The sequence below is a fragment of the Enterococcus canis NBRC 100695 genome, from assembly GCF_001544375.1.
Classification (GTDB): Bacteria; Bacillota; Bacilli; order Lactobacillales; family Enterococcaceae; genus Enterococcus_H; species Enterococcus_H canis.
Window position 1 is genome coordinate 37,995 of sequence record NZ_BCQJ01000005.1, and the last position, 14,596, is coordinate 52,590.

The window sequence follows — 14,596 nt, forward strand, 5'->3', positions numbered from 1 at the left end:
AGTTAACATTCCTCCATTGGTCCGTAAGCTTTATCTAACGCTTGGCGAATATCGGCTAAAACTGATTCTGGGTGTTCCAATCCTAGATACATTCGGATATGCGCGGGTGATAAACCCCGTGCTTGCAAGTTTGTTAAATTATTTCCTTTATATGCTGGCAAGGCCAAGCTTTCAAAGCCGCCCCAGCTAACTCCAATAGAAACGAGAGATAAGGAATTAACGAAAACTTTCAATTTATCAAAACTTTCATCGGCTAGGTCAATCGCAAACAGAGAACCATAACCGGTCAAATATTTTTGGGCCAATTGTTGCTGATCCGTATTTCCGCAGTGAGGGTGAAAAATTTTAGCAATTCGAGTATCAGCTGCTAATCCGTCCAGCAATGTTGTGATTGCTTGAGATAAGTGCTGCATTCTTACTGGTAGAGTACGAATACCGCGAATTGCTAACCACGAATTAAAAGGACTGCTTACAGCACCTAGAGCTTGGTGCCCGTGTTCAAAAATAGTATCCACAAGTTGTGTTGCGCCAATCACTGCACCACCTACGATATCTGAGTGTCCACCAATATATTTTGACAGAGAGTGAATGACCAAGTCGATTCCGTGAGCAAGCGGTTTTTGGAAAAGGGGTGAGGACCAAGTCCCATCAATTACCGTAGTAATACCCCGCTCTTTTGCAATAGCAGTGATTAAGTCTAAATCCAAGAGCTCAAATTTTTGTGAAGAAGGGCTTTCGAAGTAAATGACTTTTGTTTCAGATTTCAGATGATTTAGGATGTCTTCTGTTGTAGCAACATCAACACGATCGGCACTGATACCATATTTTGTCATATACTGAATAAATGAAACGGCCTCGCCATAAATTGTATTTACCATCAGAACATGATCGCCCGCTTGCAACAAGGTAAACAAAGTTGCGGAGATAGCACCCATACCAGAGGCAAAAACTTTACATTTTTCACCGCCTTCTAGCTGTGCTAGCATTCGTTCCAATGTTTCTGTTGTCGGATTGGTTCCACGACTATAAACATAATGGTTTTTTTCGTCATCGCTAGCATCCATGAATTTTTCGTAAGTTGGGAAGTAAAAGGAAGATGTTTGCACGATTTCTGGTGCCATAGGAATAAAATCAGTATTTACTTCTTTGGAAACTTCACAGCAAATATTTTCATAGTAGTCAAAATTTTCTTCTGGGTGTGTCAAAATAGGTTCCTCCTAAATAACGTCTGGAATTTCGTGGGTTTCTTCTTTTTGATATTGATTATCTAATGCTTTAACAAACGGATAATAGATTGCAATACAAGCCAGAACAGCAATTACTTGAGTAACTGCTCCTTGCCAACCTGAAACTAAAAATCCTGAAAATAGGAACGGTGTGGCCCAAGGCGCTTGAATTCCAGTGAACATTGGCATAAACCCAATAGACATAGAAAGATAAGCGATACAAACAGCAACGATTGGCGCAATTGTAACAGGAATTAAGATTAAAGGATTAAAGATGACAGGCAATCCAAATATCAAGGGTTCATTAATATTGAAAAAAGCTGGCACAAAAGAAATCTTAGACATTGCTTTCATACGAGAAGAACGCCCTACTAGCACCATTGCTACGGCTAAACCAATCGTACAGCCAGCACCACCAATTGTGGCAAATTGATCCAACATTTGAACTGTTCCAAAATTACCATTTTGTGTAGTAAGTTGACCGAGATCCGCAAGCAATTGATTTTTTTCAGCATTTGCATAAAGAATTGGATAAAGCATGGAATTAATGACGGTTGGATGGATACCAAACCACCAAAGCAGACCATTTAAACCAGCTACGATAATGATGGCAAATGGCGTGCCAATCAAACCTTGGAGCGGGGCTTGAATAATCGTATAAATCATTTGAGGAAACGATCCAGAAATCATGATTCCTAATCCATTGATAACTAATGCAACCAGCGCAATCAAGACCCCAGGAATCAGTGCACTGAATGCCTTACTAACCATTGTCGGAACACTATCGGGCATTTTGATCATGATATTTTTCTTGATACAAAAACGCGTGATTTCAACGGACACAATTGACATAATGATAGCTGTAATAACACCTTGCGTACCTGTCCAATCAAAGGAAAGGACTTTTTGTACGACTTCACCAGATTCTGTAATGACACTTTTTGGTAAAACAATGACATAAGCAACGACTCCCAGAATGAGAGAAGTTAATTTATCCATATCATAGCTTTCCGCTAGTTTATAAGACATTGTTCCAGCAAACATCAAGCCCATCATATTAAAAGTAGCCCGATAAGCAGGTGAAATAAAATCTGCCCAATTTTGGCCAAAAATGGAAGCCATAAAATCACCATAACCAGCTACCGGAAAATCTGTAATCAGCATAAAAATAGACCCAATAATTGTTAAAGGCATAATAGCAAAAAAACCGTTACGTAATGCTTGGAAGTAACGTAGTTCCGTAATTTTGGATACGCGAGGTACTAAAACCTGCTCAACCCAGTTTGTCATTTTTTCCATGAGAAAACCTCCTCGTTAATTTCCTTTATCATACGGACTTTGAACTCAAAACAGAATAGTCTGATAAGAAAGAGATACAATGTTTCTTATAAAAAGGAAATAAGGTATGATGAAAGCGTAATAAAGTGTCAAAAGGAGCGAAAAAGGTGAACCTACTGGAAAAATTACAGACTGAACAACATTTCTCATATAACGAGCAATTGATTGTGGAATTTATTCTTAAAGATCCGGAAGTGGTATTGCATCTATCCATTTATGATTTGGCTACCCAAACCAATTCTTCTACCTCTACGATTATTCGTTTATGTAAAAAATGCCGAGTATCAGGTTTTAAAGAATTTAAAATCATCTTAGCCCATGATTTGGCTACTTCTTTACGGACAATTTCAGAAGTTGATGCTAACCTTCCGTTTACGGCAAAGGATACCGATCGGATGATTTCGCAAAAAATTGCTCGTTTGACCACGGAAACAATTGAAGCCACACAAGCAATGCTGACTACTCAGAAATTAAACCACTGTGTTCAAAAAATCATTGAAGCAAAAAATATCTACGCTATCGGTGTTAGCGATAGTTATATTCGGTTATTAGATTTTCAGACTAAACTGTTGCGCATCAATATGTTTGTTCGAATGATTAATTTGCAAGCTGAACAGTATCATTTAGCGCTATCTTCGCAAGCAGACGATGTGGCTATCATGGTTTCTTACAGTGGCCGAACAGCAGAAATTGTTAATGACGCGAAAACTTTCTACCAGAATAAGACACCAATTATTGCTATTACTAGTGATGAACATAGCCCTTTAGCCACTTATGCCTCCGAAGTATTATTGTTACCAAATAAGGAAAGTGCCAAGTTTAAAGTGTCTAATTTTTCATCACATTTGGCGATAGAATACATGCTGAACGTACTATACTCATGTATTTTTAACCGGAATTTTGAACGAAACTATGAAGAGCAGCAAGTGACCCCTATCTCTAAATTTGAGTTTTAAAACTAAAAGAAGATTGTCTTTTCATGCCAGGCTCGGTATGATGGACCTACTCTAACAACTACCGAGGTGAAGTATGGAAAAAATTATTTTTTTAGATGTGGATGGAACATTATGCAACGAGCAAGGAATCGTACCAGAAAGTGCTAAACAAGCTATCAAAAAAGCCCAAGCACGTGGGCATCGTTTCTTCTTATGTACGGGACGTTCAAAGGCGGAAATTACAGATGAGGTAGCGGCGCTAGGATTAGATGGTATGATTGGTGCCGGTGGCGGCTATTGCGAAGTACAAGATGAAGTCATTTTACATAAGGTGTTTGATGAAGAAGAAGTCCGTCAATTGGTGACTTTTTTGAGCAAAAATCAAATTGAATATTACTTAGAATCTAATCAAGGCTTGTTTGCTAGCCCGGGCTTAAAAGCGCGGCTGCGTAAGGTCATCTTGGCAGGAACTGATCCGACTTCTGCGGAAGGTCTGGAAAAGTTAGCAACAATTGAGTGGTTTTTAGACTTGTTGGAAGAAGATCAGACGAAAATCGACTATCAAGATATCAATAAGGTTTCTTTTATTAACCAATCAATTCCTTATGAGCAGATCCACGAAACGTACCATGGAAAGTTTCAAATGATGCGCAGTACAGTACCCGCATTTGGAAAAGATAGTGGTGAGATTGCCTTGGCAAATATCAGCAAGCGTACCGCAATCCAGCACTTACTGAATCATCTCGGGGAGAGTAATCAAGCAACATTTGCTTTTGGCGATGGTCACAATGACTTGGAAATGTTTGCCGCAGTTGACACAGGTATTGCGATGGGGAATGCGTGTGATGAATTGAAAGCAGTAGCTGATCATATTACTGAGACCCATGATGATCACGGAATTGCCGTGGCCATGGCTCATTTTGGCTTGATTGAAAACTAACGAAATTTCCTCAGAAAAAGCGACTGTCTTTTTCTGAGGTTTTTTGAATACGGAGGGAGTAGCAGGCATGAATAAAAAAGAACATTTAATGGTAGTGGCAATGGAGGAATGTGCGGAGATTCAACAGGCAATAGCGAAAAGTTTACGTTTTGGCTTGCAGGACCATCGTCCGGAAACACCAACCGTGACAAATGAGCAGGAGATTTTAACAGAATACTATCAGTTGATGGCAGTGATGGAAATGCTGCAACAGGAAGGTTTGCACCAGCCTGATTCAGAAGTAATTCAGCAAATTAAGCAGCAGAAAAAAGCAAAAGTTTTGAAGTATATGGCATACGCAAAAGAGCAAGGCTGCATTAGTTAAGTCATCTTATAAATGGAGCAGTATTGCGAGATTTAGAATTTATGTGTATACAATGACTACTAGTTTCCTATAGTCTGCAAATGTTTTTGAAACAGAGGCAACTGCATCAACCAAGCCACCAGCAGGCACGAGAGCGTCTTATCCACGATACTATCCGCAAATGCACCCCAATACGCCGCTGTAATCATTTTTTGTCCGGACGCTTTTAAAGACAAAATCAAAAAATTAGTGATGGAATTCGATAGACCTCCAAACATAATAAGGCGTATGGGGGCACTCACTAAAGAACCTATTAAAGTAACCAGAAGGCCTGTTAAGAGAGCTTTTTTATAACCAAAGCCGTTACGAGCCATCAGATTTGTCACAATGGCAATGGCGATACTAACGAACACAAAAGGCAGAAATAAGGGACCGCTGACAATACTAATTAGCAGACTGGTACAGATGGCCGTCATGATTCCGTAGGGCATTTTGAAATTAGCAGCAATAAAAATCGTACCAATCACGTCTAAGTAGAGAAAAGGAATACGTATATAAGCAATAAAGGTTCCTAAAACGATGTTTACGCAGACCGCAATGGCGCAAAGTGCAAAAATTTTGATGGAAGAAGTTTTCACCGGTTCTGGCCCCCCTGTAGCAGATGAGTATAAATCAATTTCGGATTAATTTTATTGTATTGTAACAGCCGGAGAGTACCTTATCAATAGTTATTGAAATGAACGATTAGACTCAAAATTCAGGTAGGTTATGCTTTTAAAGGTTGATAAAAAGAAAGCGTATACTTTGTTTGATTGAATATTTGTTATAATGAAGAAAAGAAGAAGTGGGTGTTTTGAGATGTCAGAAGAATTTGTACCAAAAGCCGTCTTTGAATCAATTCGTCAACAACGGTATGAGCCTAGTCGTTTTTTCATGGATTTTCATATTGCCGGCTTTGCTTATTATGATGGTTTGGAGGTCATTGAAGAACTGAAGCTGGGGACAGTAGTAACCTTAGTTGGAGAGCCGGATAATCCTCATGATCCCGACGCAGTTGCTATATACTATCAAGGGAAAAAATTAGGATATATTCCTAGTAGCAAAAATACGATGTTTAGTACGTTTTTGTATTTCGGGCATTCTGATTTGTTCGAGGCCCGAATTCAAACGGTCAATCTAGAGCATCATCCCGAGCGACAGTTTCGCGTAGTAGTACGAGTCAAAGACCAACGCCATAAAGCATAAAAACAAAAGCTCCTTGATTCGACAATTTGTCAGAATCAAGGAGCTTTTAATTTTGTTTGAAAATGAGCTTAGCGCCAGCCAAGTTCTGGTGCGACATCTTTTAAGATGGTATCTAATAAGTGGATATTGTATTCGACACCTAGTGTATTAGGAATCGTAATCAACACCGTATCTGCTTCCTTGATGGCTTCGTCTTCAGCCAATTCTTTCACTAATTGATCTGGTTCACCAGCAAAAGTCCGACCAAAAATAGTTGGGTTACGGTGATAGGCCAAGTAACCAACAGAATCCTCTTGTGGTTCGCCATCTGCGCCGAATAATTTGCGGTCAAGGTCAGTGGTGATTGGTTGAATCGAACGAGTAACTAGTGTTCTTGGTTCAAAGTTATGACCTGCTTGTTTCCAAGCTTCTTTAAAGGCCCGCAGTTGATTGGCTTGTTGGACATGGAATGGTTCGTTGGATTCATAGTTCACCAAGGTAGAAGATTGTAAGTTCATACCATGCTGAGCCGCCCAAATCGCTGTTTCTATTGAGCCAGCGCCCCACCAGATGCGTTCGCGTAAACCTTCAGAATAAGGTTCCAAGCGCAATTTGCCAGGTCCTTGTGGAAACATGGGCATTGGATTAGGTTCTGCAAAAGCATTGCCTTCTAGTAAATCCAAAAATTCCAACGTCCGTTGGCGCGTAATTTCTTTAATTTCTTCTTCACTATAATCATAGCCAAAGTATTGCCAACCATCTAATACTTGTTCAGGTGAGCCACGACCCACGCCTAATTCCACACGCCCTTGTGTAATAATGTCCGTCAAGCTGGCATTTTCAGCCATCATATACGGATTTTCGTAACGCATGTCGATCAAACCAGTCCCAATCTCGATTTTGCTAGTCTTAGCGCCAATCGCAGATAATAATGGGAAAGGTGAACCGATTTGTGGTGCAAAATGGTGAACCCGGTAATAAGCGCCATCGATCCCAATTTTTTCTGCTTCTATGGCTAACTCAATAGATTGCAGATAAGCATCACTGGCAGTTTTAACCAATGAACCGCGGTCCATCCAATGACCAAAACTCAAAAACCCAATTTTTTTCATGGTGGAAGTTCCTCCTTTATGTATGCTTTATCAGATTGATCCGATAAATTATTTTGATTTTACTACGTTTTTTGAAAAAATACGAATATTTGTGCCGGCTAGAGGTGGTTGGCAGTTTTTGGTTATTTTAAAGGCGATTATTTTAAAAAAATGAAAAGTCAGCGCTATAAAAACACTGACTAGAATGAATAACTATAAGCAAAAAGGATTAAGATTCTTCCTGTACATTAGGAGTCATATGGAAAGTCAGTTCCTCTGCTGTGTAGGGTGGCGCCATACGTATGCCTGAGAAGGCAGTATCTTTAACTTCAAATCCTAATAATTGTGCTGTTTTTACCGCAAACTCTCGGTATGCAAAACCAATCGCGGTTAAGATACGGGCTTGGTCATCATAAACAAGTGGTTGACGCACGATGTTCTCTTTCTGAAAAAAGGTGAATTCATCCAGAGTTTCCTCAAACAAGCCGGAGGTAAATTTCACATTATCCAAGACACCAGCCTTGGCAAGTAGCATAGGCGCAGAAGAAATAGCAACAATCAACGGTCGCACGGACATAGTTGCTAGCGGCTTCAGAAATTTAATCAGGTCTTTGTCTTCTGCTATTGGATAAGGATTCATAATCCCACTCAAAATGATCACTTCGTATTCAGAAAAGTTGACTTCCTTTAAGTTTTTATTTGGCTGGATTTGAAAACAATCCTCCGATTGAATCAGCTTTTTTCCCGTTCCAACGGTATCTAACTGCCACATTTCTTCCCATGGCTGGAAAACCGTTAAGTAATCAGTCAATAAGGTAATCTCGCTCAATGACATTCCTTCGTAGGTGAGAATCAAGGCTTTTTTCTGCATCACAATACTCCTTTTTAGTTTTTAGTATAGCATAAGGTGATGTTAGCAAAGAATTCTTGAATATGATTAGGAAGATATTATTGAAGGATGACTAGGAAGAAAGGTATTGAGCTTATAGAATAAATCAAGTTAAAAAGACTTATTGTTCACAAATAAAGAGCTTAGAACCCTTATAAATAAAAGGTTCTAAGCTCTTTTATGCTATTCCCACTCAATGTAAACATTCTTGTAGAAACCTTTAGCTTGACGATAAGCATTCAAAGCACTCTCAAATTTGGCAGTCATACTTGCTGAATAAGTTGGCGTTTTTTCAGGTAATTTCGAAAAATCAGAAGTATCTTGTTTTTCTTCTAACTGGTTGATTGCGTTTTGCAATTTCTGCTTAATATCATCTACTTGTTTTTGGGTAGCATTTTTATCATTAATCACTTGTTTTGCTTCCGCTTTTACTTGGATAAACTTGTTCCACGAAGAATCGGTAAATTTATCTGGATCATAAGAAGAAGTAGAGTTATAAAGTGAGATTAGCGCGTCTTTGTTAATGATTGCTTGTTTAACCAAATTATTTTTCGCTGTTTCTAAAGAATCTTTAGCATTATCAATTTCTTCTTGAGTGGCATTCTCATTGGCTAAAACAGTCACTGCTTCTGAAAAAGCTTGATGGAATGAATTCCACGATTCTGCTGTATATGAATCAGCTTGATAATCTTTTACTTCATTAATTAACGCTTGCAAGGCACTTTTATATGTTTGAGCAGGTTGTTCAGCTTTTACTAATCCATCAATTGTTTGTTGTAAGGCAGTAGTCATATTATCAACTTGTACTTGAGTCGCATTAGTATCTTGAATAATCACTTTTGCTTGTTCACGAACAGTTTTGAATGTATTCCATGAATTTGTTTCGTAATCCGTACTCGTTAGGTCAGTCACGCTATTATATAGCTGAACCAATGCCGCTTTATCCACTTGAACAGGTTGTTCAACTTTAACTAAACCAGCGATAACATTTTGTAAATTTGAAACCATTGTATCGACTTCATCCTGAGTAGCATCAGTATTTTGTAACAATGCTTGGGATTCATTTCTTACTACTTTAAAGTTGTTCCACGAATCAGGTGTATATTCAGTAGAAATTAAGTTAGTCACTGAATTGAAAAGATTGGTTAAGACAGTTTTATCCACGATCACTGGTGTTGGATTTTCCGGATCGATAGGTTTTTCAGGATTAACAGGTGGTTCTGGATCAATTGGTTTCTCTGGTTCAACAGGAGTTTCAGGTTGAACAGGTGGTTCTGGTGCAGAAGGTAAAGTTGGTTTCTCTGTATTTTGGTTAGTATTTGTATCATTATTCTTTGGTGGAGTATAAGTGCCACCATTACTTTCTACATTCTTTGCTTTGTCAGTTTCAGTTTGGTTAACAACAGGCTTATTTTCATCTGTATTCATTACTACTTTAGTTTTACCATCTTGACCTTGTACTGCTACCACTCGATTATCTTCACCCGTTTTTTTGTCAATTTCAGCACCAAAAACCAGTTTGTTTCCTGCGAAAATTAGATCAACATTTTCAATCTGATTGATCTCAGCTAAACGAGTGATTGAAATGTTTATTGCTTCTGAAATCGCAGATAAGGTATCGCCCCATTTTATTAGATATTCATTCCCATTTATTTCTTCCTTGATTTGTTCTGCTGTTCGAGCAATCCAGACACCGTCATTTTCATCGGCAAAAGCTGATGTATCGCTTAATAGTAACGATCCACCTAAAACAGTTGAGAATAAAAGACTTTTAATAAGCCATTTTTTCTTTGCTTTGTATATTGTTTTTCTTTCCACTTTTTCTGAAACAGTAATATTTTTGAACTCCTTGTTTTTCATAGTTTCCTCCTTAATCAATTTGCTTACAATAACCATTTTAGCAATGATAACCAGCTTTTGAATTGCAAAATGCAATGCTTCTTTGACGTGCTAAACAAAATACAATTAGCTATAATGGAGGTATGACAAATGAATAATTTTAGAATTAAACCTAATAGAAAAGAAACGGAAAATAAAACTATTAGATTTCCTGTTCCTTTAATAGAAAAAATTGAGGAAGTTATAGCAGAGAATGATGCAACTTTCTCAAGCTTTGTTATTCAAGCTTGTGAATATGCTTTAGAAAATATGAAAAAAAGTGAAGAGAGCTAATCAGAAAATTGAAATGATCTAATTATCGAAAAATATACTGTGAGAGGAGGGGAGATAGTGAATTTTTTTTCATTAAAACCCAGAAATAGGAAAGAGGAAGTAAAGAATTACGAAACATATAAAGAGGCATTGGATTATTGTTTTACTGAAAAGAATGAAATCAATAATATAGGTATTATAGGTGACTATGGAACTGGTAAGAGCACAGTTATTGGAACCTATGTAAAAAACGAAATAGATAATGATAAATATGACGTGATAAACGTGTCTTTGCTGACACTTAAAAATGATGAGACTGATAGTTTAATTTTATTGAAAAATATAATTAAGCAAATTGTTCAAAATCCTAAAAAAGATTTGGAACACAACATTTTAAAGTTTAGATCATTACAACTGAATCGTAAATCGTTAGTTGTTATCTCAATGTTTATTTTTATTTTTTTGTTTTTTTTCTTCATGAATACAGAGTTATTAGCTAAGCTGCCAATAGTAAATCATGTTCTAAATTGGGGGATTCCGTTAGAAATATTCAAAATTGTACAGTATTTTCTGTTGATAGCAACGGTGGTACTGTTTCTGCTTTATTTATATCCAAAACTTCTATCGGGGTTCAAGATTAGTAAGTTTAATGTTGCGTCGACTATTGATGCAGAAGTTGAAAAATTTACAGATGTCATCACAAGTGACGAGTTTGATTATTTAGAGTACCTAATCTATCTTTTGAGAAGGAAAAATAAGAATCTATTACTTATAATTGAAGATATCGATAGATATGAAAATATAAAAATTTTCCAACAGTTAAGAGAAGTAAATAATCTGCTTAATGGTAGTGATGAAAAAAATTTTTATAAGTTTGTTTATGCAGTTGGAAATAGTTTGTTTTCAGAATTTTCAAAGAAAGATAAAGTGGATATAGATAAGATATATCACTCTGGTTTTAAGGATAATGTAACAAAATTTTTTGACTTTGCTATAAACATTACGCCGGTTATGGATAATCAAAATAGCTATGAATTCATTAAGAAGACATTCCCTAACATAGTTAGTGAGGGAGCTATGAAAGATGAAGACTTGTTTATGATTTCTCAATATATTAATTCTCCCAGAGTACTAATTGATGTGGTTAATGATTATCAGATTATGAAGGCTATTATTGATATTGGCGATAAAGAAGAGTTTAGTGATTTAAAATTATTCTATTTCACAATACTAAAAAGTCGCTTTTATAATTTTTATGAAATAATACATGATATCTTTGAAGATATGCGGCTTATTACAAAGCTTTATAATAGTAAGGACCAATATGAGCATATAGAAAAGAATCGGAAAGAAGATTTTTTTTCAAGATGTTTACTTGTCGGTGCGAGAAAAAATGCCAATAATCATATAAATATTTCAACTCTGGAGCAACTTTGGCGTGGTGTAAAGGAGCAATCTAGTATTGAAGAAGTTAGTATCAATTATGGTAATACCACTTTGTATAGTTCATATGGAACCGTATTGAAATTAGATGAAGTATTAGAAGATATTGAGTCTAATAATATGGAGTATATTTTTTCAGCAGAAGAATATAGAAAAAAAAGAAAAACACCTGTATTCTTGAGTGATAGAAGTATGTCAGAGACTATTTCCTTGTATTATTCTGATAAGAGTGAATTGATTACAGGAATTATTAAAGATGTTGAAAACAGAAGAAAAAACGATCCGAATAAGCTTGTTTTTTCAATTAAAGAATTTCTAAATATAGATTTTGTTAAACTGGGAATTCTTGAAAATATTTTGAATATGAATGACTATAATATGTACATTTCAAACAACTATTTGGAAGTTAACGACGCTACTTTTATTAAGAACTTTAATCTCTTAGAAAACAGAACAGATTTATATACACTTAAACTATATGATCCTGCGACGATTTTATCCAAAATGAAGGAAGACAAAATCAGAAATCATAATGGTTTGAATGTTTACCTTATCAGTTGGATATACACAAAAGGGATATCAAATAGTAAGACCAATAAATTAATATATAATGCAGTTAATGAGGAAAGCTTTATATATGAATTTTTAAAATTTGAACAAGATATAGATAAAATCGATTTTCTTTTTATAAATATATCTCAAGTTAAGAATTCTGATAGTCTTAAGCAGATAATTGATTGGTTAGATGGAAATTGTGATGACTTTGAACGTATTGTATCCCGAATTTCTCAAAAAAATAGCCTCCCAATACTGGCAACGAATTATAAGGAAAAGTTGTATCAAGAATTGATAATGCTTGAAATAGCTGATATGTCAGAGGACAAAACGTTGATCTTTGTTATTGACAAAGTAAGGAATGGCTACGTAGAACTTTTAAATCTTATTCTGGAAAAGTATGAAAATCTTATTCGTGATGAAGAAGATTTTGATAATAGTAAGTGGCTAGAAGAATTCAACCGAGACCTAAGCATATTTACGCCGAATTTAGATGAAAATAGTGCATTAATCGTGTTCAGAGCATACAGAATAGAGAAGAACATCAAGGTGAAATTACTTTCAGATATTAAGAATGATGCACTGTTATCACGCATATATAAGAATAATATATATGAGTATAATATTGAGAATGTGGAGTTCATTCTTTCTGAGTTTGAAAACACTCGAATAAAGGATTTTGAACCGTATGCACAGTATTCTTTAGAAAACAAAACTAAGTTATTTGACTATATAGAGAAAAATGGAAATCTATCTTTTAGCTTAGAAAAAGAATGGGATAAAGCAATATTATCTCTTTTATTTAATGAACAAAGTGATAGTGATTTTGATGAAGCGCTACAATTTTTGAGTCAGTTTAATCCAATAGTTTTTCACTCATTGAATGATTTAAATTTGAGCTTCTCTAAACTTACAATTTTTTCAAAATACACTATATTATATGAAAACTCATATCTAAATTTGCAGTATTTATATGAATCTACTGCTATTGAAGATAAGGAACAGGATGAAATGATAAAGGAAATATTAATACATTGGGATTTTGATTTTTATCAACTGTACAATGATATTGAAGACATTTTTCAGGATGAACAAATTAAAAACATTGTATATCAAGCTCTTTTTGAGAATGAGAATGAGAATGTGGATGCTGAACTGTTTGAGAAGTATGTACAAAAATACGATGATATCTTAGAAACAACGACGACAATTTCTTCACCGGAAAAATTACAGATACTCTATAAATGGGATAAAGTTAAGTATTCGTTTGAAAGTATTAGTGTCTGTGATTTAAAAATATTGAAATTTCTATTTGATAAGAAAAAAGAAGCTTTATACTCTGAAATATTGACTTGGGATGAAGCACCAGTAATTCAAGTACTAAATAATTTTGAAGATTACACTTTGAGAAAAAAATACTTAATAGAATTATTACACAATGAAAAAATTGGCATAGAGTATTCGATAAATCTTATTTCTATCTTCTTGAAAGAATCACTTGAGGGAGAAACAGTTGAATTATTAGTGAGAGAAAGTATCATTTTATTAAACGAAGTTCCAAGTGATGAGCAAAATATAGTGAAATTAGTATCAATGATTTCTAATAAAAAGGGTCAAAGGACTGTTTCCAAGGATTATTTAAATTTTGCTAGATTGCTTAAAGAAAAAAGACTTGCAACTTATGATGAAAGACTTGATAAAGTCACCATAAAATATAATTAGGACGGTGTATATTTAAGATTGTACTGATTACTTGTTTATTGAATGAGATAAAGCAATCCACTCAAAATTGATTGGGTTGCTTTTAATTTATTCAATAAAGGTATATTTTTCTGATTGAATCAATTGATAGACTTTTTTACAGAACTGAGCACTTAGTAATTCAGTACCCTTTCTTCCGTCAACTTTGAAGTTATCTTCTAAAGTCTTGACGGATAAGTCTGTATAATTCTCCAACTCAATCTCATCAATTGGCTGATGAAATTTAAAGTTGTCAATTTTATAATAAAGAAAATATTGTATTCTGCTCTTTTCAATCAGAATTGTATTTATTTCCTGTAGTTAATGACCAACCTGTTGATCTGACTTGATGAGGTTTAATTTGTGAGTATTCGGGTTGATCGCTGTATACAATTTTATAAAACTCACTCTTAAAAGTTGCTTGATGGATTTCAATAGGTTTAAACAAACTTAAGATATTTGATTTCATAGTATATGCGTCATTCATTTTTTCTTCATAACTCTGCATGCATGAATAAGCGTGTCTATAATTTGAATATCTATATTCGTTTCTTTTGTCACGATAATTCTTAGCACGTTTATTGATTGTAAAAAAGCTACATGTCCAATCAACTCTTTGTCTACTTCATTGTTCTTTACTAATTTGCTGTATTTTGTAGGTGTCTTCATTTTATATCCATCCTTTTCTATTTTTGGTAGTGAAAGGATGAAAGTAATGCAA

General features: G+C 35.2%; 14 protein-coding genes. 6 read left to right on the forward strand and 8 right to left on the reverse strand.

The window, feature by feature from the left end; genetic code table 11:
* Positions 1-2: 2 nt before the first annotated feature.
* Both ECA01S_RS08300 and ECA01S_RS08305 read right to left on the reverse strand, forming a co-directional pair.
* Entirely contained in the window at positions 3-1,205 is a 1,203-nt protein-coding gene (locus tag ECA01S_RS08300; protein WP_067393910.1) for an aminotransferase class I/II-fold pyridoxal phosphate-dependent enzyme, read from the reverse strand.
* A gap of 12 nt (positions 1,206-1,217) precedes the next feature.
* Positions 1,218-2,525, reverse strand: coding sequence for a PTS sugar transporter subunit IIC (locus ECA01S_RS08305; protein ID WP_067393912.1), 1,308 nt, complete (start codon positions 2,523-2,525; stop codon positions 1,218-1,220).
* A 146-nt stretch (positions 2,526-2,671) separates the two neighbouring features.
* On the opposite strand from ECA01S_RS08305, the gene ECA01S_RS08310 reads away from it, so the two are divergent.
* The 3 genes from ECA01S_RS08310 (at position 2,672) to ECA01S_RS08320 (ending at position 4,803) form a co-directional block, all read left to right on the forward strand.
* Positions 2,672-3,520, forward strand: coding sequence for a MurR/RpiR family transcriptional regulator (locus ECA01S_RS08310; protein WP_067393915.1), 849 nt, complete (start codon positions 2,672-2,674; stop codon positions 3,518-3,520).
* Between the two features lie 73 nt (positions 3,521-3,593).
* The gene (locus tag ECA01S_RS08315) at positions 3,594-4,439 is read left to right on the forward strand and encodes a Cof-type HAD-IIB family hydrolase (RefSeq protein ID WP_067393918.1); all 846 of its coding nucleotides are present in this window, start codon (positions 3,594-3,596) and stop codon (positions 4,437-4,439) included.
* A 67-nt stretch (positions 4,440-4,506) separates the two neighbouring features.
* Positions 4,507-4,803, forward strand: a complete 297-nt coding sequence (locus ECA01S_RS08320; protein ID WP_067393920.1) for a hypothetical protein — start codon at positions 4,507-4,509, stop codon at positions 4,801-4,803.
* Positions 4,804-4,862: 59 nt separating this feature from the next.
* On the opposite strand, the gene ECA01S_RS08325 is transcribed toward ECA01S_RS08320, so the two are convergent.
* A complete protein-coding gene (locus ECA01S_RS08325; protein WP_067393923.1) occupies positions 4,863-5,420 on the reverse strand; it encodes a hypothetical protein in 558 nt (185 codons plus the stop codon).
* A gap of 220 nt (positions 5,421-5,640) precedes the next feature.
* Between ECA01S_RS08325 and ECA01S_RS08330 the strand changes: the two genes are divergently transcribed.
* Positions 5,641-6,027 carry an HIRAN domain-containing protein gene (locus ECA01S_RS08330; RefSeq protein ID WP_067393926.1) on the forward strand — a complete coding sequence of 129 codons (387 nt, stop codon included), beginning with the start codon at positions 5,641-5,643 and terminating at the stop codon, positions 6,025-6,027.
* Positions 6,028-6,095: 68 nt separating this feature from the next.
* Here the strand turns inward: ECA01S_RS08330 and ECA01S_RS08335 are convergent, their stop codons facing one another.
* From ECA01S_RS08335 to ECA01S_RS08345, 3 genes are all read right to left on the reverse strand, one after another.
* Entirely contained in the window at positions 6,096-7,118 is a 1,023-nt protein-coding gene (locus ECA01S_RS08335) for an LLM class flavin-dependent oxidoreductase (protein ID WP_067393928.1), read from the reverse strand.
* A gap of 208 nt (positions 7,119-7,326) precedes the next feature.
* Entirely contained in the window at positions 7,327-7,968 is a 642-nt protein-coding gene (locus tag ECA01S_RS08340) for a DJ-1/PfpI family protein (RefSeq protein ID WP_067393931.1), read from the reverse strand.
* Positions 7,969-8,169: 201 nt separating this feature from the next.
* Positions 8,170-9,846, reverse strand: coding sequence for a LysM peptidoglycan-binding domain-containing protein (locus ECA01S_RS08345; protein WP_067393933.1), 1,677 nt, complete (start codon positions 9,844-9,846; stop codon positions 8,170-8,172).
* A gap of 129 nt (positions 9,847-9,975) precedes the next feature.
* Here ECA01S_RS08345 and ECA01S_RS08350 point away from each other — a divergent pair, with 129 nt between their 5' ends.
* Positions 9,976-10,158, forward strand: coding sequence for a YlcI/YnfO family protein (locus ECA01S_RS08350; protein WP_067393939.1), 183 nt, complete (start codon positions 9,976-9,978; stop codon positions 10,156-10,158).
* Positions 10,159-10,215: 57 nt separating this feature from the next.
* Positions 10,216-13,857: a YobI family P-loop NTPase gene (locus ECA01S_RS14440; RefSeq protein ID WP_174519973.1), complete on the forward strand. Its 3,642-nt coding sequence runs from the start codon at positions 10,216-10,218 to the stop codon at positions 13,855-13,857.
* An 87-nt stretch (positions 13,858-13,944) separates the two neighbouring features.
* Here the strand turns inward: ECA01S_RS14440 and ECA01S_RS14170 are convergent, their stop codons facing one another.
* Both ECA01S_RS14170 and ECA01S_RS08365 read right to left on the reverse strand, forming a co-directional pair.
* On the reverse strand, positions 13,945-14,091 hold the full coding sequence (locus ECA01S_RS14170; protein WP_157490289.1) for a hypothetical protein: 147 nt from the start codon (positions 14,089-14,091) through the stop codon (positions 13,945-13,947).
* 267 nt (positions 14,092-14,358) lie between these two features.
* A complete protein-coding gene (locus tag ECA01S_RS08365; protein WP_067393942.1) occupies positions 14,359-14,544 on the reverse strand; it encodes a hypothetical protein in 186 nt (61 codons plus the stop codon).
* Between the last annotated feature and the right edge of the window lie 52 nt (positions 14,545-14,596).